Below are 24373 nucleotides of genomic sequence, written 5' to 3' on the forward strand. Positions count from 1 at the left end.
GGTCGGCCCGCGCCAGCGAAGGGATGCCCTCTGCCGTGACGACCACACGTCCCGCGGACATCGACTGGACTCCCACACCCCCGCCACCGCCGCGCCGCAAGCTCTTCGGTGACCGCATCGGCTCAGTCGAGGTGCTCGCCGTCCTGCTGATCCTGCTGGTGCTCTTCCGCGGGCCGCTGGGCGACGCGATCTCCGACCCCCGGCTGCAGACCTGGACCACCGTCTTCGTCTCGGTCATGGTGCAGGCGGTCCCGTTCCTGGTCTTCGGCGTGGCGCTGTCCGCCGTGATCGCGGTGTACGTGCCCCGCTCGTTCTGGGCCAAGGCGCTGCCGAAGCACCCGGCGCTCGCCGTACCGGTGGCGAGCTGCGCCGGCGTCGTGCTGCCCGGCTGCGAGTGCGGCGCGGTGCCGATCGCCGGGTCGCTGATCCGGCGCGGGGTCACGCCGTCGGCCGCGCTGGCGTTCCTGCTGGCCGCGCCCGCGATCAACCCGATCGTGCTGACGGCCACCGCGGTCGCCTTCCCGAACAACCCGGAGATGGTGGTCGGCCGAGGTGTGGCCAGCCTCATCGTCGCCATGATCATGGGTTGGCTGTGGCTCCGGCTCGGCCGCGCCGAGTGGATCAAGCTGCCGCACCGGCCCGACCTGGACGGCATGTCCAAGGGGCGGGCGTTCTGGGCGGCGGTGCGCCACGACGTCGTACACGCCGGCGGGTTCCTGGTGCTCGGCGCGATGGCGGCCGCCACGATCAACGTGGTCGTACCGGAGCGGTGGCTCCAGACGGTCGCCGACAACGCCGTACTATCCGTGCTCGCGCTCGCGGCCCTGGCCGTACTCCTGTCGATCTGCTCCGAGGCCGACGCGTTCGTCGCGGCCTCGCTGTCGCAGTTCTCGCTGACGTCCCGGCTGGTCTTCCTGGTCGTGGGGCCGATGGTCGACCTGAAGCTGATCTCGATGCAGGCCGGGGTGTTCGGCCGCCGGTTCGCGCTGCGGTTCGCGCCCACGACGTTCGCGGTGGCCATCCTGGTGGGCGTGGGCGTGGGGGCGGTGCTGCTATGAACAGGCAGGCGCAGGCGGTCGTGATGCTGCTCCTCGGCGGGGCGGTGGTACGGGCGAGCGTGACCGACATGTACCTGCGGTACGTGAAGGAGTCACTCCAGCCGTTCCTGATCGCGGCCGGCATCGTGCTGATCGCGGCCGCGGTGATGACGCTCTTCTACGAGGTCTTGCGACCTTCTGCCAAAGACGATCACGATCATGATCACGGTGATGGCAAGCCGCACCGCGAGCCCCGGGTCGGCTGGCTGCTGATCCTGCCGGTGCTCGGCCTGCTGCTGGTCGCCCCGCCCGCGCTCGGCTCGTACGCCGCGGGGCAGGCCGGGACGGCGCTGTCCGGCCAGCAGGCGTCGTCCGACTACCCGCCGTTGCCGGCCGGCGATCCCGCCAAGATCTCCGTGCTGGACTACGCGTCGCGGGCGGTCTTCGACAAGGGCGTCTCGCTGGGCGACCGCACCGTGCAGTTGACCGGCTTCATCGCGAAGGGCCCGAACGGCGAGCCGATCCTGGCCCGGATCATCCTGTCCTGCTGCGCCGCCGACGGGCGCCCGATCAAGCTGGGCATGTCCGGCAACGCGCCCACCGACCTGGCCGCCGACACCTGGGTGGAGGTCGTCGGGAGGTACACCGACAAGGTCGCCGCCGACCCGGTGAACGACGAGACCATCCCGTACATCGAGGTCGAGACCTGGACCGAGATCGACCCGCCGAAGCAGCAGTACGAGTAGATGCTGACGGCGTACCTGGACGTGGTGCGGTCGACCATCGAGCGAGTCGCCACGACCGAGCGGGACGGGGTGGAGCGGGCCGCCGGCCTGATCGTGGACGCGCTGCGCGCCGGCGGGGTGGTGCACGCGTTCGGCAGCGGGCACTCCGAGGCGTTCGCGATGGAGATGGCCGGACGGGCCGGCGGGCTGGTGCCGACCAACAAGATCTCGATGCGCGACCTCGTGGTCTACGGCGGCGAGCCGTCCGGCGTGCTCGGGCCGCTGCTCGAACGCGATCCGGCCGTGGCGCACCGGCTCTACGCGCTGGCGCCGGTGCGGCCGGCGGACGTGTTCCTGGTCGCCTCCAACTCGGGCGTCAACGGGTGCATCGTGGAGTTCGCCGTGCTGGTCAAGGAGCGCGGGCACCGGCTGATCGCGGTCACCTCGCGGGAGCACTCCGGCCGGGTCGACTCCCGCCACCCGTCCGGCCGCAAGCTCGCCGACCTGGCCGACGTCGTGCTCGACAACGGCGCACCGTACGGCGACGCGACCCTGCCGGTGCCCGGCGGCGGCACGGTCGGCGCGATCTCGTCGATCACCGCCGCGCTGCTCGCCCAGCAGATCTCGATCGAGGTGGTACGCCGGATGGTCGAGGCCGGGCAGGCGCCGCCGGTGTACCTGTCGGCCAACGTCCAGGGCGGCGACGAGCACAACAACGCGCTGGAGGCCCGGTACGCCGGCCGGATCCGCCGCTAAGTTTGATCTCGCGGCTGGGCGGGAAGTTCCTCCAACTGTGGACGTGGAGACCGAAAAACAGCGCTGGGACCGCAACTTTGGCGACCTGTTGCAGGAGTTGCGGGTGGCCCAGACCGGCGTACAGATCCTTTTCGCGTTCCTGCTGATCCTGCCGTTCAGCGCCGAGTTTCCGAATGTGACGCCGTTCCAGCGGGACGCGTACATCGTCGCCCTGCTCAGCGCGGCCGGCGCGGCCGCTCTGATCATCTCGCCGGTCGCGTTTCACCGGGCGATCTTCCGCCAGGGGCGCAAGCCGGAACTGGTCGCGTTCGCCCATCGGGTGGCCACGGGCGGGCTGGCGTTCCTGCTGGTCGCGATGGTCGCGTCGGTCCTCTTGATCACGGACTTCCTGCTCTCCCGGGCGGCCGCGTTCGTCCTCAGCGGGCTGACCGCGCTGTGGTTCCTCACCTTCTGGGCGTTTCTGCCGTTCCTGCGCCGGAACTGGGGAGAAGACCTACCGCCCGGTAATACTCAGGGGTAGCGTGGCGGTAGCCGTACCCGGGTCAAGGGGGTTGCCGTGACCGCGACCGTATCGGAGAAGCAAGCCCGCCAGGTGGCCGAGGCCGCCCGTGAGTCGGAATGGCGCAAGCCGAGCTTCGGCAAGGAGCTGTTCCTCGGAAAGCTTCGGCTGGATCTGATCGATCCCTGGCCCGCCGGCGCGCCCAGTCCTGACGCGGAGGACTTCCTCGCCAAGCTCGACGCGTACGCGCGTTCCGAAGTGGACGGTGCGCGGATCGAGCGCGAGGCCCGCATCCCCGACGAGGTCTTCCAAGGTCTGGCGGAGCTCGGCGCCTTCGGCATGAAGATCGACAAGGACTACGGCGGGCTCGGGCTCTCCAACCTGTACTACACCAAGGCGTTGACGCTCATCGGCTCGGTGAACCCGTCGCTCGGCGCGCTGCTGTCCGCGCACCAGTCGATCGGCGTGCCGCAGCCGCTGAAGATCTTCGGCACCCCCGAGCAGAAAAAGGCGTTCCTGCCCCGGCTGGCGGGCGGGGAGGTCTCCGCGTTCCTGCTCACCGAGCCGGACGTCGGCTCCGACCCGGCGCGCCTCGGCACCATCGCCGAGCCGGTCGAGGGCGGCTACAAGCTCAACGGCGTGAAGCTGTGGGCCACCAACGGCTCCGTGGCCACCCTCCTGGTCGTGATGGCTCGGGTGCCGGACAAGGGCATCACCGCGTTCGTGGTCGAGGGCGACGCGCCGGGCATCACGGTCGAGCGCCGCAACGAGTTCCTCGGGCTGCGCGGGCTGGAAAACAGCGTGACCCGGTTCCACGACGTGTTCGTGCCCGCCGAAAACGTCATCGGCGGCCTCGGCAAGGGCCTGAAGATCGCGCTGACCACGCTCAACACCGGGCGCCTGTCGCTGCCCGCGATGTGCGTCGGCGCCGGCAAGTGGTCGCTCAACGTCGCCCGCGAGTGGGCCGCGGAGCGGGTGCAGTGGGGCCGCCCGGTCGGGCAGCACGAGGCGGTGGCCAAGAAGATCGCGTTCATCGCCGCGACGACGTACGCGATGGAGTCCATGTTGGACCTCTGCTGCCTGATCGCGGACGACGACCGCAACGACATCCGCATCGAGGCCGCGCTCGTCAAGCTCTTCGCCAGCGAGATGGCCTGGCAGGTCGCCGACGAGCTGATCCAGATCCGGGGCGGCCGCGGCTACGAGACCGCCGCCTCGCTGGCCGCCCGCGGCGAGCGCGCGGTCGAGGTCGAGCAGATCCTGCGCGACCTGCGGATCAACCGGATCTTCGAGGGCTCCACCGAGATCATGCACCTGCTCATCGCCCGCGAGGCCGTCGACGCCCACCTGTCGGTCGCCGGCGACATCATCGACCCGGACGCCGGGCTCGGGCGCAAGGCCCGCGCCGGGGCGCGGGCCGGCGCGTTCTACGCGAAGTGGCTCCCGACGCTCGCGGTCGGTCGTGGCCAGGTCCCCATGGGGTACGGCGAGTTCGGCCCCCTCGCGACCCATCTGCGGTACGTCGAGCGCGCCTCCCGCAAGCTCGCCCGGTCCACCTTCTACGCGATGTCCCGCTGGCAGGGCAAGCTGGAGCGCAAGCAGGGCTTCCTCGGCCGGATCGTGGACATCGGCGCGGAGCTCTTCGCGATGTCGGCGGTCTGCGTACGGGCCCGTTCTGAGCGCGGCGAGCACCCGGAAGGCGTGGAACTGGCCGACCTCTTCTGCCGGCAGGCGCGACTGCGGGCCGAGGCGCTCTTCGACGCGCTGTGGGACAACACCGACACGCTCGACGTAAAGGTGGCCAAGCGGGTGCTGGAGGGGCACTACGCGTTCCTGGAGGAGGGCGTGGTCACCGCACCGACCGACGCCGCCTGGGTAGCAACCTGGGAGCCCGGCGAGTCCACGGCCGAAGACGTCCGCCGCCGCATCCCCCGCCCCCTTCGTAACCGCCCCGCGCGCCTCGCGCAGGCCTCGCGCCGCGCGCGGCCCGTGCGCGTCGTGCGGCCCGGGCCCGCGCGGTCTGTGCGCGTCGATCAAGGGCATATGGTCGTGGTTTGATCTCCAATCCACGACCGTTTGCCCTTGATCGGCGTGGAAGTCCTTGATCGCGGCGGAATCCCGTCTGCTACGGGAAGCTATCGGTGTGAAGATTTACGCCGACCGCGCGCCGACCATCGCCCGCCAGATCCTCACCGACCTACTCGTCGTCGCATGGGTGTACGCGGCGATCCGGATGGCCTTGTGGGTGCATGACCTGGTCCAGAAGCTCGCTATTCCCGGGCAGAAGCTCGAAGGTGCCGGCACCGGGATGGCCGACAACCTGGACAGCATCAGCGGAACGATCGACCGTGTGCCCGTCGTCGGCGACGATCTCACGTCGCCCTTCGAGAAGGCCGCGGACGCCGCCCGGTCGCTCGCCGACGCCGGGCAGCAACAGCAGGACCTGGTGGACAACCTGGCACTCGCGCTGTCCCTCGGGCTGCTGGTGTTTCCGCTCGGCATCGTGCTGCTGGTCTGGCTGCCGCTGCGGGTGCGCTGGATGAGGCGGGCCGGCGCCGCGGCGGCGCTGCGGTCCGCGCCCGCCGGCCGGGACCTGCTCGCCTTGCGGGCGCTCGCCAACCAGCCGCTGCGCAAGCTGACCCGGATCGACCCGGACGTGGCCGAGGCATGGCGCCGCGGCGACGACTCCACCGTCGACGCCCTGGCCGGACTGGAGCTACGCGCCCTCGGCCTGCGCGCGCGTACATGACCACGCCGTGCCCGCGCTCGCGCCGCGACGATCAAGGATTTGTGCGTCGATCAAGGGCATACGGTCGTGGTTTAGAGATCAAAGCACGACCATATGCCCTTGATCGACGCGGAAAAAGAGGGGCGGCGCAGCGCGGGGTTAGCAGGTGCAGTTGGGGCAGGTGCCGAAGATCTCCAGGGTGTGGCTCACCGCCACGTAACCGTGCTTGGCGGCGACCCGATCGGCCCAGCTCTCCACCGCGGGCCCCTCGACCTCGACGGTACGGCCACAGCTGCGGCACACCAGGTGGTGATGGTGACCCTCGCTGCAGCGCCGGTACAGGTGCTCCCCGCCGGGCGGGCGCATGACGTCGATCTCACCGGAGTCGGCGAGGCCCTGCAGCGTCCGGTAGACCGTGGTCAGGCCCACCCGCTCGCCGCGTTCGCGCAGCATGGCGTGCAGTTCCTGGGCGCTGTGGAAGCCCTCGACCTCACGCAGCAACACGCTGACCGCGGTGCGCTGGCGGGTGTTGCGGACCGTGCCGGTCACTTCCTCGGTCATTATCTGGCCTCCCGGGCGTGGCTGACGGCGTCGGCCACGATATGCGCGATGTGCTCATCGACCAGCGTGTAGGCGATTTCGCGACCGCGCCGGGCACCACGCACCACGCCGGCTCCGCGCAGGACCCGCAGGTGCTGGGAGACGAGCGGCTGCGCGGCACCGAGCTTGTCGACCAGCTCATGGACGCAGCGCTCGCCCTCGGCGAGCTCGGTGACGATCGCCACCCGGATCGGGGCGGACAGGGCACGCAGCAGTTCGCCCGCGCGCTCGTACGCCTCATAGCCGGTCGTCGTGGTCACCCCGCAACCGTAAACCAAATTGGCCGAACGTCAGCGCTCCAGTACCACGTCTGGCGGTTCCACATCAGCCGTGCGGGGCAGTGCCGGCAGCTGCCGGCGCAAGACCCGCCAGGTCGCGGCGCCGACGGACAGGGCCAGGAACGCGGCGATCGCCAGCACGACAATCGTCGCCCCGGCCGCCGTGTTGGCCTCCCCGGCGAGCCAGACGCCGGTGCCGGCGGACAGCACGCCCAGGCCCATCGCGGCCGCCATCGTGCCGCGGAAGCCGCGCGTGACCTGCTGGGCGGCCGCGACCGGCACCACCATCAGCGCGCTCACCAGGAGCAGGCCGACAGTGCGCATGGCGATCGTCACGGTGACCGCGGTGGTGACGGCGAGCAGCACGTTCAAGGTCCGCACCGGCAGGCCGGACACCTTCGCGTACTCCTCGTCATGGCAGATCGCGAAGAGCGCCGGGCGGAGCAGGAGCATGGCGGCGAGAACGCCGGCCCCCAGCACGACGATCACCACGAGATCGGTGCTCGACGTCGTGATCAGGGATCCGAAGAGGTACGACATGAGGTTGGCGTTGCTGCTGTTCTTGGAGAGCCCGACGAGCATCACGCCGCCCGCGATGCCCCCGTAGAAGAGCATCGCCAGCGCGAGGTCGCCGGAGGTGCGGCCGCGCTCGCGCAGCAGTTCGATGGCGACCGCGCCGGCGGCTGCCACGATCACCGCGGTGATCACGGGGGAGCGGTCGAGCAGCAGCCCCACACCCACGCCGGTCAGCGCGACGTGGCCGATGCCGTCGCCGATCAGCGACATCCGCCGCTGCACCAGGTAGATGCCCAGGGCCGGCGCGGCCAGGCCCACCACGAGCGCGCCGACCAGCGCACGGATCATGAAGTCGTACTGGAACATGCTCATGACAGGACGACCCCGCGCGGCTCCTCGTGCGCATGTGGGTGGACATGGTCGTGGTCCGGCGCGGCGTGATAGCCCGCCGGCGGCGGGCACGCGCCGTCGTGTGCGATCTCCCCATCGTGTACGACGACAGCCCGCCCCACGAGCGGCTGGAGGGGACCGAGTTCGTGGGCGACGAGGAGCACCGTCCCGCCCTCGGCGACGAACCCGCCCAGCGCCTCCGCGAACGCCTCCTGGCTGGTCGCGTCGACGCCGGCGGTCGGCTCGTCGAGGACCAGCAGCTCCGGCTCGCCGGCGAGGGCGCGGGCGATGAGCGTGCGCTGCTGCTGCCCGCCGGACAGGGTGGCGACCGGGTCGCCGGCCCGGTCCAGCAGCCCGACGGCGGTGAGCGCGGCGGTGACCGCGGCCCGGTCGGCGCCGCCCGGTGGCCGCAGTACGCCCCGGCGGGCCAGCCGGCCGGAGGCGACGACCTCGCGGACGGTGGCGGGCACCCCACCGGCCGCCCCGACACGCTGCGGGACGTACCCGATGCGGCGCCACTGCCGGAACCGCCGCTGCGGCGTGCCGAACAGCGTGATCGCGCCCCCGCGCAGCGGGACGAGGCCGAGGATGGCGCGGATCAGGGTCGACTTGCCCGAGCCGTTCGCGCCCAGGATCGCGACGACCTCGCCTTGCGCGACGGTGAGGCAGACGTCACGCAGGACGGGGCGGTCGCCGTAGCCGACCACCCCGTGCGACACGTCAACGACGGTGCCGGTCATGTGCACCCCAGCGCCGTCTGGAGCGTGGCGAGGTTCTTCCGCATGACCGAAAAGTAGTCGTCGGTGCTGCCCGCCTGCAGCCCTTCGATCGGATCGAGTACCGCGGTCTTGGCCCCGACCTCCTGCGCGATGGTGTCGGCCACCTTGGGGCTGACCAGCGTCTCGAAGAAGATCGTGGTGGCCTTGTGCTCCTTGGCCTCCTCGGCGACCTCGGCCAGCCGCTGCGGGGACGGTTCCGCCTCCGGGGTGAGGCCGGTGATGCCGATCTGCTCCAGGTTGTACCGTTCCGCGAGGTAGCCGAACGCCGAGTGGCTCGTCACGATCTCCCGGCGTTGACAGGTTTTCAGGCCCTCGGCGTACTCCTTGTCGAGCGTCTCCAACTCGGACCGCAAGGTGGCCGCGCGGGCCGTGTAGTCGGCGGCCCGGTCCGGATCCGCCTGGCCGAGGCGCTCGGCGACCTTGTCGCCGATGGTGGCCAGCCGGGTGGGGTCGAGCCATATGTGCGGGTCCTTGCCGCCGGTCGACTCCGGCTCCTCGGTCGCCGCTTCGCCCTCGTGCTCGTGGCCGGCGGTGGCGTCCAGCAGCGGCACGGCGCTGGACACGTCGAACGCCCGGTCGCCGCCCTGCTGCTCGATGGCCTCGTCGACGGCTGGCTGGAAGCCCTTGAGGTAGACGATCACCTTCGCGTCGGTGATCTGCGCCACCTGGTCGGGGTTGAGCTCGAGATCGTGCGGCTCGGCGCCGGGTTTGGCCAGGTTTGTCACGTCCACCGCGTCACCGCCGACCTTCTCGGCGACGAACTGCAGCGGGTAGAAGGCGGCGACGACGTCGACCTTGCCGGACGCGTTGCCGGCGCTCGAATCGTTGCCGCACGCGGCGAGCGTGCCGATGGCGAGGGCCGTGGCGGCTCCGATAACGAGCGCCCGAGGGGTGGGGCGGTTACGCATGCCCCAACTCTCCGCCTTCATGACAATGATTGTCAAAAGCGCATGCATCGGAGCTGCAAGGAAGGGCACCCTATTAACGAATTTTGCATAGGAGGGGTCCCCTCCTAACTCATGATCTTGAGGAGGGCGGTGGCGATGAGGACCGTGAGGATGACTATCCGGACGATGCGGCGGCCCGGCGGCTGCGTCGACCAGGTCAGCGACATCAGGTAGATCAGGGCGGCCGCGATCGCGAGCAGCACGATCCCGCCGATCACGCCGGGCGCGAAGAGCCCCACGAGAACGGCGGCGAGCGCCACCAGGAACACGGTCGTGGGGTTGATCCGCGTAGAATTCACCGGATCACTGTAGGAGGGGGCCCTGTGCTGGTGATGAACCGGTTCGTCGTCGAGGAGGACGCGGCGGCGACCTTCACCGAACGGGCCCACGCGGCGCTCGCCGCCCTCGCCACCCGCCCCGGCTACGTGCGCGGGCAGCTCACCCGATCGCTGGACGAGCCGCGACACTGGTGCCTGGCGACCGAGTGGGAGTCGGTGGGCACCTACCGGCGGGCGCTGGGGGACTTCGACGTGAAGGTGTACGCCACCCCGCTGCTCGCCGAGTCGCTGGACGAGCCGTCCGCGTACGAGATGCTCGCGGAGGCCGGCCCCGGCGGGCCGGTGGCGACCGCGGCCAGCGACCGGGCCGCCGATCCAGGTCGGTGACTACTCTTGCGGCTATGACGTTGCCGCCCGACGTGCCTGCGCCGCCGCCGGGGCCGGGGGTGACGCCGCCGTTCGCGGCCCCGCCGGTCGAGGGGCGTACGGCGCGGATGTGGCTGGGGCTCGGTGTCGCCGCGCTCGCCACGGTGCTTTGCTGCGGCGCCGGCGGGACCGCCCTGGTCGGGCTGGTGCTGACCCAGGCCGAGTCGCTGAACGAGCAGGCGCAGACCATCGTCGGCGACTACTTCGACGCGCTCTCGGAGGAGAAGTACGACGCCGCCTACGACCTGCTGTGCGAAGACGCCCAGGAGGACGAGTCGCCGCAGCAGTTCGCGGCCCGGGTCGCGCGCGAGCCGAAGATCACGTCGTACGAGGTGGGCGACGTGAAGCTGACCACACTCACCGTGCCGACCGACGTCACGTACGCGAGCGGTTCGCGCCAGACGCTGGAGGTGTCGCTCGCGCAGGACCGCGGCACCGGCCGGTTCGAGGTCTGCGGCATCGCGGAGTAATCTGCTGGGGTTTGCACCACCGGTAACCGTACGGTGGTGGCAGCCGTTATGTCGTTGTCCTTTAGTTGTCCCTTGATCCCCGCCGGCCGCCAGCCGGCGCAGGAGGAAATCACATGCCAGCCGACCGTATCGACGCCGTTGTCAGCCTCGCCAAGCGCCGAGGCTTCGTCTTCCCCTCCAGCGAGATCTACGGAGGCACCCGGTCGGCCTGGGACTACGGCCCACTCGGCGTGGAACTGAAGGAGAACGTCCGCCGCCAGTGGTGGCGCTCGATGGTCCAGCAGCGCGACGATATCGTCGGCCTGGACTCGGCCGTGATCCTCGCGAAGGACGTGTGGGCCGCCTCGGGCCACCTCGACGCCTTCGTCGACCCGCTGACCGAGTGCCAGTCGTGCCACAAGCGCTTCCGTGCCGACCACCTGGAAGAGGCGTTCGAGCACAAGCACGGCCGCCCGCCGGCCGGCCTCTCCGAGATCAACTGCCCGAACTGCGGCAACAAGGGCACCTTCACCGAGCCGCGCATGTTCAACGGCCTGATGAAGACGTACCTCGGCCCGGTCGAGAGCGACGAGGGCCTGCACTACCTGCGCCCGGAGACCGCTCAGGGCATCTTCGTCAACTTCGCCAACGTGATGACGTCGTCGCGCCGCCGGCCGCCGTTCGGCATCGCGCAGGTCGGCAAGTCCTTCCGCAACGAGATCACGCCGGGCAACTTCATCTTCCGTACGCGCGAGTTCGAGCAGATGGAGATGGAGTACTTCGTCGAGCCCGGCTCCGACGAGCAGTGGCACGAGTACTGGTTGCAGGAGCGCTGGAACTGGTACACCGACCTGGGCCTGTCCCCGGAAAACCTGCGCTTCTACGAGCACCCGAAGGAGAAGCTGTCGCACTACTCGAAGCGGACGGTGGACATCGAGTACCGCTTCCAGTTCGGCGGCACCGACTTCTCCGAGTTGGAGGGCATCGCCAACCGCACCGACTTCGACCTCTCCACGCACAGCAAGCACTCCGGCGTCGACCTGTCCTACTTCGACCAGGAAAAGCAGGAGCGCTGGGTGCCGTACGTCATCGAGCCGGCAGCCGGCCTCACCCGCGCGGTGCTGGCGTTCCTGCTCGAGGCGTACGACGAGGACGAGGCGCCCAACACCAAGGGCGGTGTCGACAAGCGCACCGTGATGCGTTTCGACCCGCGGCTGGCGCCGATCAAGGTGGCGGTGCTGCCCCTGTCGCGTAACCCGGACCTGTCGCCGAAGGCCCGCGCACTGGCCGCGACGCTGCGCAAGCGGTGGATCGTGGAGTTCGACGACTCGCAGGCGATCGGTCGGCGCTACCGGCGGCAGGACGAGATCGGCACCCCGTACTGCGTGACGGTCGACTTCGACACGCTCCAGGACGACGCCGTGACGGTACGGGATCGCGACACCATGCAGCAGGAGCGCATCCCCCTGGACCAGGTAGAGCGCTACCTCCTAGACCGCCTCCCCCTCTGCTAGCCAGGCCGCAAGGAAGGGCACCTTGTTATCGCATTCTGCCTAGGAAGGGACCCCTACTAACACCTCGCAGGAGGCGGCTGTTCCCCGGCGGGCTCTGTAGGCGTCCTCTACAATCCGTCGAACTCGTGCTGGATCTTGGCGGATTTCGGCGGGTGTGAAGTGAAGTACGAGGATTCCGTACCTTCCTAGCACGTTGTGGCGATCCAGCGACCGCCGCCAGTCCTCGGGTGCGAAGTGGAACTCCCGGGAGTCCACTTCGACCGCAAGTGACGCCTCGGCGATCCACGCGTCCGGAGTTGGCAAAGCCGTGCCGTCGGCCGTCCGGAGTGAGGGGTTCCAGAGGATCTCAGGCAGTATCCGGCTTGTCGAGAGGCAGTCTCGAAGATCTGCTTCAGCAGCCGAGCGGATACCTTCGATAACCTCCTTCAGCGCCCGCCGAACCAGCGCGGTACGACTGCGTCGGGCACGCCGTACCTCCTCGTCGAGAGCCTTCAAGCTCGTATAGTTGCGCTGGATCGACTCCGCCACGATCGCGCGGACGGTTCGCAGGTCGCGCAGCTCACGGCAGGCGTCGACCACAGCACGGGCGGGGGAGCAGACCGTGTAAACCTCGGTGTGTCGTGGCCGCTCGTCGAGCGTGAGCGCTCGTTGGATGACCGCGTGGCCTACTGACCGCCGACGAGCATGATGCGGGACGATCAGCTGTACCTTCTCGGTCCTTGGGGCGTACCTGAAGCCGTACCACTCGAGCGCTGCCAACCCGGTGATCTGTGCATCCGGACCGGCGTAGAGCGCTGCGGCGATCCGGCGTTGCTCGACAGTAAGCGTGCCAGTGACCAGGGAATATACGGCTGGCAGCACCCGCTGGTACTGCCCTTTCTTGGCGCGCCGACACATAGCCATGTCATCAACCCCGGCACGGATGAGTTGGGCTCTGGTGACGATCTGGTGCTGCCGCTCCGCCGTCGCTGCCAGATCCTTGTCGGCCGTCTGCTGCTCCGTTGGTGAAATCACGTGGGGCAGGATGGCGCCAAACGCGAGCCTTGAAAAGGTGCGCCTTGTTGATCTGTGGATAACCGAGTGGGCTGTGGATAACTCGGGAGTTAGAAGGGGGCCCTTCCTATGCAGAAAGCGTTAACAAGGTGCCCTTCCTTGCACGCTTTAGAAGGTGAAGCCGCCTGGGCGGGCGTTGCGGTCGGCTATTAGGCCGGCCAGTGTGGACAGTGCGATCTCGGCGGGTGTTTTCGAGCCGATGTTGAGGCCGATCGGGCGGTGTACGCGGGCGATCTCGCCGTCATCCACGCCCAGCGCCTGCAGGGCCGGTACGTGCTGCGGGGCGTGGCGTGGGCTGCCCATCACGCCGACCCAGCGGGTCTTCGCCTTCAGTACGTCGCGCAGCACGGTGCCCAACTCGGGCCGGTCGTGGTCGGTGACGACGACGTCGGTCTGCGCGGTCAGGCCGGCGGCGTCCACACTGGACACCGTCTGGTCGCCGTGCGGGCGGGGTGTGCCGGCGAGCAGTTGCGGGTTGGGTTCGACGAGCACCGCGCGAAAGCCGAGGTCGGCGGCGAAGCGCAGCAGATGGTCGGCGACCGGCGACTCGAAGATGGCGACGAGCGTGCGCGGACCGTGGTCGGGGGCAGTTCGCCGTGTGCCGTGGCGCACGCCGGGTCAGAACTGGTCACCTCTACAAACTACCCTGGTGACCGTGAGTGGAACGCTGATGTTGGGTCGCTATCCGATCGACCCGCCGGTGGTGCTGGCCCCGATGGCCGGCATCACCAATGTGGCGTTTCGCCAGCTTTGCCGGGAGTACGGCGCCGGCCTCTACGTGTGCGAGATGATCACCACCGTCGCGTTGGTCGAGCGTAACCCGAAGACCAGGCGCATGATCGCCTTTGCCGCGGGGGAGCGGCCGCGGAGCCTTCAGCTGTACGGCGTCGACCCGGCGATCACCCGCAAGGCCGTCGAGATCATCGTCAGCGAGGACCTGGCCGATCACGTCGACCTCAACTTCGGCTGCCCGGTGCCCAAGGTGACCCGCAAGGGCGGCGGCTCGGCCCTGCCCTGGCGGCGCCGGCTGTTCGCCAAGATCGTGCGCGGCGCGGTCGAGGCGGCGGCGCCGGCGGGCGTGCCGGTCACCGTGAAGATGCGCAAGGGCATTGACGACGACCATCTGACGTACGTCGATGCCGGCCTGATCGCGCAGGACGCCGGCGTGGCGGCGGTCGCTCTGCACGGGCGTACGGCGGCGCAGCGCTACTCCGGCACCGCCGACTGGGACGCGATCGCCGACCTGAAGCAGCGGCTCGACGTGCCGGTGCTCGGCAACGGCGACATCTGGGAGGCCGACGACGCGCTCCGGATGCTCGACCACACCGGCGCCGACGGAGTCGTGGTCGGCCGGGGCTGCCTGGGCCGACCGTGGCTGTTCGCCGACCTGGCGGCGGCCTTCCGCAACGACCCCACGCGGGTCATGCCCTCCCTCGGCCAGGTGGCCGCGACCATGCGCCGCCACGCCGAGCTGCTGATCCAGGCGTTCCAGAGCGAGCGGGACGCCTGCACCGACTTCCGCAAGCACGTGGCCTGGTACCTGAAGGGCTTTCCGGTCGGTGCCGACCTGCGCCGCCGGCTCGCCATGATCAGCAGCCAGATCGAGCTGGACGACCTGCTTGCCCAGCTCGACCCGGATGAGCCCTTCCCGGCGCACACGCTCGGTCAGCCGCGCGGCCGCACCAACTCGCCGGGCAAGGTGTTCCTGCCGGAAGGGTGGCTGGCCAGCCGCGACGACGACGCGGTGCCCGAGGGTGCCGAGCTGCCCGACTCAGGGGGTTGAGAAGACGGTCGCCACCACCCGGGCCGCGTCCGCCAGCTGATCGGTGGTCAGCGTCGGCTCGCCCTGCCCGCGGGACAGGCCGAGGAAGAAGAACACGCCGTCACGGCTGTAGAGCACGCCGTACTCCTCGGAGTTGTTCAGGTGGCCGATCTCGCCGCCCTCGATCTCCTGGCACTTCGCCGGCTTGCGCTCCGGGTCGCAGCCGCGCTCCGTCATGCCGGTGCCGCCCTCGAAGCCCAGCTCGCCGTCCCGGCCCTGGTACTCGAACGGCAGCCAGAAGAGCCCGCCGGTGTCGCACGGCTGATCCGCGGTGCCCTCGTTCAGCCGGGGCGCCTCCCATTGGATGCCGTCCGGCAGCACGGACGCGGCGGCGTCCCGTACCGTCTCGGCGACGGTCCGGCAGCTGGGGTCGGCGGGCGTGAAGTCCTCCGACCCGCCGGCCAGATGACCGCCGGACTGGCCGGTGACGAGCGTGGCCACGCCCGCCGAGGCCAGGGCAAGCGTCGTCACCGCCGCCGCGCCGGCGGACCAGCAGATCCGGGTACGTCGCCGTCGGCCGGCGAGGTAGACGGCGGACGCGGTCACCCGGGTCGGGGGTGCGAGGTCGTCCTCGGCGGCCGTACTGAGGTGACGGTGGAGTTGGTCGATGGTCATGTCAGGTCCCCGCCTGGTCGGTCCGCTCACGGCGGTGGTGATCTCGGGTAGGGCGTCGCCGAGCGCCGCCCGCAGTGCGGCCAGGCCCCGGGCAGATTGACTTTTCACGGTGCCTTGACTGCAGCCGAGGGCGTCGGCGGTGCCCGCCACGTCCAGCCCGTCGTAGAAGCGGCAGACCAGCACGGCGCGCTGGCGGGCCGGCACCTGGGCCAGCGCCCGCATCAGCACCACCCGGTCGGTGATCGCGTCCGCGCTGTCCAGACCGTCCGCGTGGTCTGGCGGGTCGGCCCTGGACGCCTCCCGCTTGCGCCAGGCCCGCCGCTGCTCGCTCAGGAACGAGCGCATCAGGCAGGTCCGGACGTACGCGTCGAGCGCCTCGCCCTGGCGTATCCGGTGCCACGACGACGCGACCCGGACGAACGCCGTCTGGGCCAGGTCGTCCGCGCCGTGCCAGTCCCCGCTCAGCAGGTACGCGAGCCGGCGTACCTGGGGAAACCGGGCGGCGAAGAAGGCGGCGAACTCGTCCTCCGCCGCTGGGTTCAGGTGTCGCATCGCGCCTCCTCACGACTAAGGCGCACGCGACCGCCGCGCAGGTTGCATTGCGCGGTTGTGCGCATGGAAGCGTTCCCAGAAACGGGTACGAACACGAATAGTGCCGGTGACTGTGCCTATTGTCACCGAACTCTCCCTGGGGCCCTCGAATGTCGCTTAACCTTCGCGCACCATTGGGGTGACTGAGCCTTCGTTCAATGGTGATCGTTGGTCGGGAGGGTCTAGTGGCTGTGGACAAGTACGTTTACGACTTCGCCGAAGGAAACAAGGATCTAGCGGACCTGCTCGGCGGCAAGGGTGCGAACCTCGCCGAGATGACCAACCTCGGGTTGCCGGTCCCACCCGGCTTCACCATCACTACCGAGGCGTGCCGCGCCTACCTGGCGACCGGCCGGGAGCCCGACGGGCTGGCCGAGCAGATCGCCGAGTACCTCTCCGCGCTGGAGAACACCCGGGGCAAGCGCCTCGGCGACCCGGCGGACCCGTTGCTCGTCTCGGTGCGCTCCGGCGCCCGGTTCTCCATGCCGGGCATGATGGAGACCGTCCTCAATGTCGGCCTCAACGACGACAGCGTCGCCGGCCTCGCCGCCCAGGCGGGCGGCAACGACCGCTTCGCCTGGGACTCCTACCGCCGGCTCATCCAGATGTACGGCAAGACCGTCTGCGACGTGCCGGGCGAGGAGTTCGAGCAGGCGCTCGACGACGCCAAACACGCCAGGGGTACGACGAACGACCTCGACCTGGACGCCGGCGACCTGCGCATGCTGGTCGGCGAGTACAAGAAGATCTTCCTCAAGCACACCGGCCGCGACTTCCCGCAGGACGCCCGCGAGCAGCTCGACCTCGCCATCCGGGCGGTCTTCGAGTCGTGGAACGCCGATCGGGCGGTGCTCTACCGCCGGCAGGAGCGGATCCCGGCCGACCTGGGCACGGCGGTCAACGTCGTGGCGATGGTCTTCGGCAACCTCGGCTCCGACTCGGGCACCGGTGTCGCCTTCACCCGCGACCCGGCCTCCGGCGCGCAGGGCATCTACGGCGACTACCTGACGAACGCCCAGGGCGAGGACGTCGTCGCCGGCATCCGCAACACCGTGCCGCTGCAGGAGCTGGAACGGCTGGACAAGCGGTCGTACGACGAACTGCTCGGCATCATGGCCACGCTGGAGGGGCACTACCGCGACCTCTGCGACATCGAGTTCACCATCGAGCGCGGCAAGCTGTGGATGCTGCAGACCCGGGTGGGCAAGCGCACCGCCGCGGCGGCGTTCATCATCGCGGGCCAGCTCGTCGACGAGGGCATCATCGACCTCGACGAGGCGCTGAGCCGGGTCACCGGCGCGCAGCTCGGCCAGCTCATGTTCCCCCGCTTCGACCTGTCGGACGAGCCGGCGTCGCTGGCCCGGGGCATCGGCGCGTCGCCGGGCGCGGCCGTGGGCAAGGCGGTGTTCGACTCCGAACGCGCGGCGGAGCTGGCGAAGGAGGGCGAGGCGGTCATCCTGGTCCGCCGGGAGACCAACCCGGACGACCTGCCCGGCATGATCGCGGCCCAGGGCATCCTCACCTCGCGCGGCGGCAAGACCAGCCACGCCGCCGTGGTCGCCCGGGGGATGGGCAAGACGTGCGTGTGCGGCGCCGACGCGCTTGAGGTCGACACGCACGGCGGCAAGTTCATTGTGGACAATCAGACGGTACGCGAGGGCGACGTCATCTCGATCGACGGCACCACCGGGCGCATCTACCTCGGCGAGGTGCCGGTACGGCCGTCCGCCGTCGTGCAGTACTTCGAGGGGACACTGGAGTCCACAGAGGATGCGCTCGTCTCCGCCGTACACCGGATCCTGACGCACGCTGACGCCAAGCGGCGGCTGCTCGTGCGGACGAACGCCGACACCGGGGAGGACTCGGCCCGGGCCCGGCGCTTCGGCGCCGAAGGGATCGGCCTGTGCCGGACCGAGCACATGTTCCTCGGCGACCGGCGGGAGCTGGTCGAGCGGCTGATCCTCGCCCGCACCGACGCCGAACGCCAGGACGCGCTCGACGCGCTGCTGCCCTTGCAGAAGGCCGACTTCGTCGAGATCTTCGAGGCGATGGACGACCTGCCGGTGACGGTGCGGCTGATCGACCCGCCGCTGCACGAGTTTCTGCCGTCGCTGGAGGAGCTGGCGGTGCACGTGGCGGTCGCGCACGAGCGCGGCGAGGACGCCGGCAAGGACGAGGCGCTGCTCGTGGCCGTGCGCCGGATGCACGAGCAAAACCCCATGCTGGGGCTGCGCGGCGTGCGGCTCGGCCTGGTCATCCCGGGCCTGTTCGCGATGCAGGTGCGCGCGATCGCCGAGGCCGCCGTGGAGTGCCTGCACCGGGCGGGACGCCCCGGCCGGAGATCATGGTGCCGCTGGTCGGCGCCGTGCAGGAGCTGGAGACGGTACGCGTCGAGGCCGAGCGCATCGTCGCGGAGGTCGGCGAGGTGGACATCCCGATCGGCACGATGATCGAGGTGCCGCGGGCCGCGCTGACCGCCGGGCAGATCGCCGAGGCGGCCGAGTTCTTCTCGTTCGGCACCAACGATCTGACCCAGATGGCTTGGGGCTTCTCGCGCGACGACGTGGAGGGCGCGTTTTTCTGGCGCTACCTCGAACTCGGCATCTTCGGCATCTCGCCGTTCGAGGCGATCGACCGGGACGGCGTGGGCCGGCTGGTGCGCATCGCGGTGGACGAGGGTCGGGCCGCGCGTCCCGAGCTGAAGTTGGGCGTGTGCGGCGAGCACGGCGGCGACCCCGAGTCGGTGCACTTCTTCCACGAGGTCGGCCTGGACTACGTGTCCTGCTCGCCGTTCCGCGTGCCGATCGCCCGCCTAGAAGCCGGCCGCGCCGCCGTCTTCACCACCACGGCGGCCTCCGACACCCGCTGAGAGGTTAGGAAGGGCCCCCTGCTATGCAAAAAGTGATAACAGGGGGCCCTTCCTTGCAGCCCTAGACGTCGAGTTTCTCCTCGATGGTGCGGAGGTGGTGCCTGGCCATCGCGAGGTTCGCGCGGGACTTCAGCAGCGCGACGTAGAGGAACAGTCCCTTTCCGGCCCGCCCGGTCAGCGGCCGGATCATGTGGTACTGAGTGTCCAATGTGATCAGGATGTCCTCGATGGTCTCCTTGATGCCGAGCATCTCCATCGCCCGGAGCTTGGCGCGGACAACGTCGGTGTTGCCGGCGGCCGCGACCGACAGGTCGAGCTCTTTGGTGCCGCCGATCGTGCCGAGCGCCATGCCGCTGGTGTAGTCGGCCAGCGCCGCGCCGATGGCACCGTCGATCTGCATGATCTCCTTGAGTGCGGTGTCCATGTCTGCCATGGGTGGTCCCTCCTACTAGATGGTTTGGTCGGACACGATCGTTGCCATGGGTTTGCGCGTGGTGAGCGGTTGGCGGCCGTAGGCGGGTGCGGACGGCCGTAGCGTGGGCGTCGGCGGCGGACCGTCGACGAGATGACCGAGCCGGGCGGCCACCCGCCGGGCTTCCATGTGCAGCCGGGCCAGGTTCGCGTGCGGGCAGCCCAGCACGGTCAGCAGGCCGCCCCTTCCGGCCGCGTAGGTGACGATGCAGCCGCCGTCCGCCTGGATCACCGCCTCGCGCATCTGCCCGTGGTGCACCGTCGCCGCGAACCGTTGCCCCAGGCCGAGACTGGCGGCGGACAGCGCGGCCACGGTCTCCGCGTCGACACCGTCCTTGTCGCCGCCCATCTCGCTGGCGATGAGCATGCCGTCGGTGCTGGCCAGTACGGCACCGGCGATGTCGGGCAGCCGCTGCCGCAGCTCCCGTAGCTCAACGGATCCGTCCAAGGATCGCCCCCCTCATATTGGTTTTGGATTACAGCGCTTCGAGTCCCGATCGGATCCGGGTGAGCGTCGACTCGTCCGGACCGTCCAGCCCCGCCTCGACCGGTGGTGGACCGGCCGGCACGGCTGGCGTACGGCGGGGCAGGCGCGCCTCCGCCTGCATCGGCCGGCTGGAGGTGGCCGGCACGGTGCGTCGCGACGCCGCGGCCGGCTTGCGTTCCGGTGGGCTGGCGGGCGGCTCCGCGTGCCCGTTCGCGGACACCAAACCGGCGGCCGCGAGGCGGCGCAGCTCCAGCACGGTGGTGTAGGCCGCGCGGCCGAGCAGCCGAGCCAGGTCGGCGGCCGTCCGCTGGCCGTCACAGTGGACGATCAGCTCCCACTGCGGGGCGGTGAGCACCAGCCGCGGCGCCGGGGCGCGCGATATGGTCCGCACCGGATCGGCGTCCACATCGGACTGCGGATGCGCCTCGTCGAGCAGCCGGCGCCGCCGGGTGAGCTCCCGGCCCAGCACGGCGGCGTCGACCTGGCACACCGGGCCGAGCCAGTGCGTCTCGCCCGGCTCGAAGCGCACCTTGGCCGGCGCCGGGTTGAGTACGAAGAACGCGGCGTCGTAGATGGCGCCGAGCACGCACAGCTCCAGCTCGCCCTGGGTGAGGTGCCCCGCCGCGACGAGCTGGGCGCCGACGTCCCGGCCGTTGGCCGTCGCGGCCTGCCAGACCGGCGCCGGCACCCGGCCGGAGGCGGTGAGCAGGTCGCCGACCCCGGGCGCCGCCGGGGAGTCGACGTAGCTGACCCACCCAGCGGTCAGGTACACCGTGCCGCCGGGCTCACCCTCCACATGCAGCGCGCCGGTCTCTCGGGCCCCGGCGAGCTGGGTGAGGGTACGCCGGGGTTGGACCGCCTTCGCTGGACGGCTGGCCTTCATGACGCGCGCGCGGCTGCGGCGGCCACTCCGGCGAGGTCGTCGGCGAGCATCCGCAACCGTCTCCGGGCCATGGCCAGATTGCCCTGGTCGCGATCGAGCCAGAGGTACAGCACGAGACGGCTGTCGAACCGCGTGTGCACCTGCTGGATGAGGTGATAGCCGCCGAGGGTGGTGATGATGATGTCTTCGATCCGGTCACCCGGATGGGCGGATACGAACGGGGCTCGGGTGGCGGCGGCGTTGACGATCTCCGCCGTCCCGGTCCAGGTTGCGTCCGGGTCGTCGGTCGGCGCGCGCCCCGCGCTGCCGATCGCGAACCCGGTGGTGTGGTCGACGAGGCTGGCTCCCATGGCGCCGCGGATGGCCATGGCCTGCGCAAGGCAGTCGTCTATGCCGGACACGTAGGCTCCTCCACCCGGAGGAAGCATCGACGTCCTGTCCGGCCAGGGAGACGTCGAACTCCGGGCATAGTGATGGTGGGCCGGCCACGCCACCGGCCAGGACTTACGTCCGAGCACGTTACTCCGCGCGGCCAGATCATAACGGCCGGCGATCGGTCACCAACTCTCATCTGATCGGTGGTTGCTGTGGACCTTCGACAGCAGGCCCGAATCGCGGCGGTACGCGCGACAATGATCCTGGGCGTAACCTGGTCGTCACTTTGACGTAGTCCGGTGACAACGGAGGTGTGGCCGATGGGCAGCCGGTGGGAGAACCTGGTCGTCAGTGCCCTTGACCCCGCGCGGCTGGCGCGCTGGTGGGCCGAGGCGCTCGGTTACCAGATCACCTACGAGCGGCCCGACGAGGTGGAGATCCGCCGCACGCCGGACCAGTTGCCCGGCCTGATCTTCGTGCCGGTGCCCGACGCCAAGGCCGGACAGAACCGCCTGCACATCGACCTGCGCCCGGCCGAGCAGGAGGCCGAGGTCGAGCGCCTGGTCAACATGGGCGCCCGGCACGTCGACGTCGGCCAGGCCAACGACGCGAGCTGGGTGGTGCTGGCCGACCCGGAGGGCAACGAGTTCTGCGTACTGCGCCAACGGATGTGACCAAGACTAGGCTCAGGGCGTGATCGAGGCCGAGCGGTTCGTGCCCGAGCCGGCGAAGGACACGGGCTACGGGCGCAGTCCGTTCGAGCGGGACCGGGCCCGGGTGCTGCACTCCGCGGCGTTCCGGCGGCTCGCCGCGAAGACCCAGGTGCACACCGCCGGGTCCGACGACTTCCTCCGTACCCGACTCACGCACTCGCTGGAGGTCGCGCAGATCGCCCGGGAGATGGGCGCCCGGCTGGGGTGCGACCCGGACCTGGTCGACGTCGCCGGGCTCGCCCACGACCTGGGCCACCCGCCGTTCGGCCACAACGGCGAAGACGCGTTGGACGCCGTCGCGCAGGCGTGTGGCGGGTTCGAGGGAAACGCGCAGACGCTGCGCGTACTCACGCGTCTGGAAGCGAAGATCGACGGTGCTGGCCTCAATCTGACGCGGGCCTCGCTGGACGCGACCTGTAAATATCCCTGGCCGCGCCGCCCCGGGCGGCGCAAGTTCGGCGTCTACCCCGACGACGCGGAGATCTTCGATTGGGTACGCGCCGGCGCGCCGGACGCGGCGCAGTGCCTGGAGGCGCAGGTGATGGACTGGGCCGACGACGTCGCGTATTCGGTGCACGACGTCGAGGACGGCGTGCACGGCGGCTACATCGCGCTGGCCCCGCTGCGGGCCGGCGCGGACGAGCGGGCCGCGCTGTGTGCGGACGTGGCCGCCGCGTACTCCTCCGAGTCCGCCCCCTACCTGGCCGAGGTGCTCGCGGACCTGCTCGGCGACCCGGCGCTCGCGCCGCTGGCCGACTACGACGGCAGCTACCGGGCGCAGGCCGCGCTCAAGGGCGCGACCAGCGTGCAGATCGGCCGGTTCGTGGCGGCCGCGGTCGAGGCCACCAAGGAGCGGTACGGCGACGGGCCGCTGCGCCGGTACGCCGCCGACCTGGTCGTGCCGCGCGAGATCCGGGCCCAGTGCGCCCTGCTCAAGGGCATGGCGCTGCGGTACGTCATGCGCCGCGCCGGGGCCGAGGGGTGGTACGTGCGGCAGCGGGAGATCCTCACCGACCTGGTGCGCACGCTCGCCGCGCGCGCCCCGGACGGGCTCGACCCGGTGTTCGGCCCGCTGTGGAAGGCCGCGCCCGACGACGCGGCCCGGTTGCGGGTGGTAATCGACCAGGTGGCCTCCCTGACCGATCCGGCCGCCGTAGCCTTGCATGAGCGACTGAACGGAGGGTGATAGCGATGTTCGTGATTGTGGGCGCGTCGCTGGCCGGCGCGAAGGCGGCGGAGACGCTCCGGGCGGAGGGATACACCGGCCGGGTCGTGCTGGTCGGGGAGGAGATCGAGCGGCCGTACGAGCGACCGCCGCTGTCCAAGGCGTACCTGCAGGGCAAGGACCCGCGCGACAAGGCGTTCGTGCACGACGAGGGCTGGTACGCCGAGCACGACGTGGAGCTGATCCTGGGCCGGCGGGCCACCAACCTCGACGCCGCCCGGCACGTCCTCACCCTGGACGGGGCCGAGGAACTGCCGTACGACAAGCTGCTGCTGGCGACCGGCTCCCGGGTGCGCACCCTTGGCGTGCCGGGCGCCGACCTGCCCGGCGTCCGCTACCTGCGCACGATGGACGAGGCGGACGCCCTGCTCGGCGCGCTGCGTACGGGCGGCACCGTGGTGGTCGTCGGTGCCGGCTGGATCGGCCTGGAGGTGGCGGCCGCCGCCCGCGAGCACGGGTGCGCGGTCACCGTGGTCGAGGCCGCGTCGCTGCCGTTGCATCGCGTCCTCGGCGACGAGGTGGCCGCCGTCTTCCGCGACCTGCACGTGGAGCACGGCGTGGAGTTCCGGTTCGAGGTGGGCGTACGGGAGTTCGGCGACGTGGGTGGCCGGGTCGCCAGCGTCGTGCTCGACGACGACACCGAGCTGGCGGCCGACCTCGTCGTGGTGGGCGTGGGCATCCGGCCGGCCGTCGAGCTGGCCGAGGCGGCCGGGCTGGCGGTCGAGGACGGTGTGGTCACCGACGCGGCGTTGCGCACCAGCGATCCCGACGTGTACGCCTGCGGCGACGTCGCACACTTCCACAGCCCGCTGGTCGGCGCGCGGCTGCGCGTGGAGCACTGGTCGAACGCGCTGAACGGCGGTCCCGCGGCGGCGCGATCGATGCTCGGCCAGCCGGTCGTGTACGACCGCGTCCCGTACTTCTTCTCCGACCAGTACGACCTCGGCATGGAGTACGCCGGCTGGGCGGCGCCCGGCTCGTACGACCAGGTGGTGTTCCGGGGCGACCGCGCCGGGCGCGAGTTCGTGGCGTTCTGGGTCAGCGGCGGGCGGGTGCTCGCCGGGATGAACGTCAACGTGTGGGACGTGCAGGAGCAGATCCAGGCCCTGGTACGCGCCGGATACGCGGGCCGGGCCGTGGACCTGACCAAGCTGTCCGATGTGGACGTGCCGCTCGCCGACCTGGTGGACTAGCCGGAACGGTCGCGCCTGCGCCGATCAAGGACTTTCGCGTCGATCAAGGGCATACGGTCGTGGTTTGATCTCCGATCCACGACCGTATGCCCTTGATCGCCGTGGACGCCCTTGATCGACGTGGCGCGGGGCGACGCGGGGTCTGTGGCGGAGT

Annotated in this window: 25 protein-coding genes and 2 pseudogenes; 14 read left to right on the plus strand and 13 right to left on the minus strand. The window is 70.4% G+C overall.

The window, feature by feature from the left end:
• Window positions 1–23: 23 nt before the first annotated feature.
• The 6 genes and pseudogenes from Prum_RS26960 to Prum_RS26985 all read left to right on the plus strand — a co-directional run bounded on the left by Prum_RS26960 (window position 24) and on the right by Prum_RS26985 (window position 5766).
• Window positions 24–1058 (plus strand): permease, encoded by a 1035-nt coding sequence (locus Prum_RS26960; RefSeq protein ID WP_173079026.1) that lies wholly within the window; start codon window positions 24–26, stop codon window positions 1056–1058.
• Window positions 1055–1783: a TIGR03943 family putative permease subunit gene (locus tag Prum_RS26965; protein WP_173079027.1), complete on the plus strand. Its 729-nt coding sequence runs from the start codon at window positions 1055–1057 to the stop codon at window positions 1781–1783. Before Prum_RS26960 ends, Prum_RS26965 begins: the two co-directional genes overlap by 4 nt.
• Window positions 1784–2518: a sugar isomerase domain-containing protein gene (locus tag Prum_RS26970; protein ID WP_173079028.1), complete on the plus strand. Its 735-nt coding sequence runs from the start codon at window positions 1784–1786 to the stop codon at window positions 2516–2518.
• Window positions 2519–2555: 37 nt separating this feature from the next.
• Window positions 2556–3038 carry a DUF6328 family protein gene (locus Prum_RS26975; protein ID WP_173079029.1) on the plus strand — a complete coding sequence of 161 codons (483 nt, stop codon included), beginning with the start codon at window positions 2556–2558 and terminating at the stop codon, window positions 3036–3038.
• Window positions 3039–3074: 36 nt separating this feature from the next.
• Window positions 3075–4958 (plus strand): annotated as a pseudogene (locus Prum_RS26980) (acyl-CoA dehydrogenase family protein); the annotation flags it as partial.
• Window positions 4959–5160: 202 nt separating this feature from the next.
• Window positions 5161–5766, plus strand: a complete 606-nt coding sequence (locus tag Prum_RS26985) for a hypothetical protein (RefSeq protein ID WP_173079031.1) — start codon at window positions 5161–5163, stop codon at window positions 5764–5766.
• A 138-nt stretch (window positions 5767–5904) separates the two neighbouring features.
• On the opposite strand, the gene Prum_RS26990 is transcribed toward Prum_RS26985, so the two are convergent.
• The 6 genes from Prum_RS26990 to Prum_RS27015 form a co-directional block, all read right to left on the minus strand.
• On the minus strand, window positions 5905–6306 hold the full coding sequence (locus Prum_RS26990; protein WP_173079032.1) for a Fur family transcriptional regulator: 402 nt from the start codon (window positions 6304–6306) through the stop codon (window positions 5905–5907).
• The gene (locus tag Prum_RS26995) at window positions 6306–6605 is read right to left on the minus strand and encodes an ArsR/SmtB family transcription factor (protein WP_173079033.1); all 300 of its coding nucleotides are present in this window, start codon (window positions 6603–6605) and stop codon (window positions 6306–6308) included. Before Prum_RS26995 ends, Prum_RS26990 begins: the two co-directional genes overlap by 1 nt.
• Before the next feature lie 30 nt (window positions 6606–6635).
• Window positions 6636–7511 (minus strand): metal ABC transporter permease, encoded by an 876-nt coding sequence (locus Prum_RS27000; RefSeq protein WP_173079034.1) that lies wholly within the window; start codon window positions 7509–7511, stop codon window positions 6636–6638.
• Window positions 7508–8269, minus strand: a complete 762-nt coding sequence (locus tag Prum_RS27005; RefSeq protein ID WP_173079035.1) for a metal ABC transporter ATP-binding protein — start codon at window positions 8267–8269, stop codon at window positions 7508–7510. The genes Prum_RS27000 and Prum_RS27005 overlap by 4 nt, the downstream gene beginning before the upstream one ends.
• Window positions 8266–9216, minus strand: coding sequence for a metal ABC transporter substrate-binding protein (locus tag Prum_RS27010; RefSeq protein ID WP_173084193.1), 951 nt, complete (start codon window positions 9214–9216; stop codon window positions 8266–8268). Before Prum_RS27010 ends, Prum_RS27005 begins: the two co-directional genes overlap by 4 nt.
• Before the next feature lie 104 nt (window positions 9217–9320).
• Window positions 9321–9554, minus strand: coding sequence for a DUF6703 family protein (locus Prum_RS27015; protein WP_173079036.1), 234 nt, complete (start codon window positions 9552–9554; stop codon window positions 9321–9323).
• A 24-nt stretch (window positions 9555–9578) separates the two neighbouring features.
• On the opposite strand from Prum_RS27015, the gene Prum_RS27020 reads away from it, so the two are divergent.
• The 3 genes from Prum_RS27020 (at window position 9579) to Prum_RS27030 (ending at window position 11922) form a co-directional block, all read left to right on the plus strand.
• A complete protein-coding gene (locus Prum_RS27020; RefSeq protein ID WP_173079037.1) occupies window positions 9579–9920 on the plus strand; it encodes an antibiotic biosynthesis monooxygenase family protein in 342 nt (113 codons plus the stop codon).
• A 32-nt stretch (window positions 9921–9952) separates the two neighbouring features.
• Window positions 9953–10429, plus strand: a complete 477-nt coding sequence (locus Prum_RS27025; RefSeq protein WP_173084195.1) for an Rv0361 family membrane protein — start codon at window positions 9953–9955, stop codon at window positions 10427–10429.
• 113 nt (window positions 10430–10542) lie between these two features.
• The gene (locus Prum_RS27030) at window positions 10543–11922 is read left to right on the plus strand and encodes a glycine--tRNA ligase (protein WP_173079038.1); all 1380 of its coding nucleotides are present in this window, start codon (window positions 10543–10545) and stop codon (window positions 11920–11922) included.
• 39 nt (window positions 11923–11961) lie between these two features.
• On the opposite strand, the gene Prum_RS27035 is transcribed toward Prum_RS27030, so the two are convergent.
• Both Prum_RS27035 and Prum_RS27040 read right to left on the minus strand, forming a co-directional pair.
• The gene (locus Prum_RS27035; protein ID WP_246278116.1) at window positions 11962–12936 is read right to left on the minus strand and encodes a type IV toxin-antitoxin system AbiEi family antitoxin domain-containing protein; all 975 of its coding nucleotides are present in this window, start codon (window positions 12934–12936) and stop codon (window positions 11962–11964) included.
• Window positions 12937–13083: 147 nt separating this feature from the next.
• Window positions 13084–13587, minus strand: coding sequence for an XdhC family protein (locus Prum_RS27040; RefSeq protein ID WP_246278117.1), 504 nt, complete (start codon window positions 13585–13587; stop codon window positions 13084–13086).
• A 58-nt stretch (window positions 13588–13645) separates the two neighbouring features.
• Between Prum_RS27040 and dusB the strand changes: the two genes are divergently transcribed.
• Window positions 13646–14758, plus strand: a complete 1113-nt coding sequence (gene dusB, locus Prum_RS27045) for a tRNA dihydrouridine synthase DusB (RefSeq protein WP_173084203.1) — start codon at window positions 13646–13648, stop codon at window positions 14756–14758.
• On the opposite strand, the gene Prum_RS27050 is transcribed toward dusB, so the two are convergent.
• Window positions 14747–15964, minus strand: coding sequence for a SigE family RNA polymerase sigma factor (locus Prum_RS27050; protein ID WP_218577351.1), 1218 nt, complete (start codon window positions 15962–15964; stop codon window positions 14747–14749). The two genes, dusB and Prum_RS27050, sit on opposite strands and share 12 nt — an antisense overlap.
• A 197-nt stretch (window positions 15965–16161) precedes the next feature.
• Here Prum_RS27050 and ppdK point away from each other — a divergent pair.
• Window positions 16162–18872 (plus strand): annotated as a pseudogene (ppdK, locus tag Prum_RS27055) (pyruvate, phosphate dikinase).
• A gap of 61 nt (window positions 18873–18933) precedes the next feature.
• Here the strand turns inward: ppdK and Prum_RS27060 are convergent.
• From Prum_RS27060 to Prum_RS27075, 4 genes are read right to left on the minus strand one after another with little or no spacing between them, the layout of a single operon-like run.
• A complete protein-coding gene (locus tag Prum_RS27060) occupies window positions 18934–19305 on the minus strand; it encodes a roadblock/LC7 domain-containing protein (protein ID WP_173079039.1) in 372 nt (123 codons plus the stop codon).
• Window positions 19306–19320: 15 nt separating this feature from the next.
• Window positions 19321–19791 (minus strand): roadblock/LC7 domain-containing protein, encoded by a 471-nt coding sequence (locus Prum_RS27065; RefSeq protein ID WP_173079040.1) that lies wholly within the window; start codon window positions 19789–19791, stop codon window positions 19321–19323.
• Between the two features lie 28 nt (window positions 19792–19819).
• Window positions 19820–20713: a DUF4388 domain-containing protein gene (locus Prum_RS27070; protein WP_173079041.1), complete on the minus strand. Its 894-nt coding sequence runs from the start codon at window positions 20711–20713 to the stop codon at window positions 19820–19822.
• Complete coding sequence (locus Prum_RS27075) at window positions 20710–21114, minus strand: hypothetical protein (protein ID WP_173079042.1); 405 nt, start codon at window positions 21112–21114, stop codon at window positions 20710–20712. Before Prum_RS27075 ends, Prum_RS27070 begins: the two co-directional genes overlap by 4 nt.
• Window positions 21115–21408: 294 nt before the next feature.
• Between Prum_RS27075 and Prum_RS27080 the strand changes: the two genes are divergently transcribed.
• The 3 genes from Prum_RS27080 to Prum_RS27090 are packed head-to-tail and all read left to right on the plus strand — an operon-like array spanning window position 21409 to window position 24219.
• Window positions 21409–21762, plus strand: a complete 354-nt coding sequence (locus Prum_RS27080; protein ID WP_173079043.1) for a VOC family protein — start codon at window positions 21409–21411, stop codon at window positions 21760–21762.
• Window positions 21763–21781: 19 nt separating this feature from the next.
• On the plus strand, window positions 21782–22987 hold the full coding sequence (locus tag Prum_RS27085; RefSeq protein ID WP_173079044.1) for a deoxyguanosinetriphosphate triphosphohydrolase: 1206 nt from the start codon (window positions 21782–21784) through the stop codon (window positions 22985–22987).
• 5 nt (window positions 22988–22992) lie between these two features.
• Entirely contained in the window at window positions 22993–24219 is a 1227-nt protein-coding gene (locus Prum_RS27090; RefSeq protein ID WP_173079045.1) for an NAD(P)/FAD-dependent oxidoreductase, read from the plus strand.
• Window positions 24220–24373 lie beyond the last annotated feature (154 nt).

Source organism: Phytohabitans rumicis (assembly GCF_011764445.1).
Taxonomy (GTDB): Bacteria; Actinomycetota; Actinomycetes; order Mycobacteriales; family Micromonosporaceae; genus Phytohabitans; species Phytohabitans rumicis.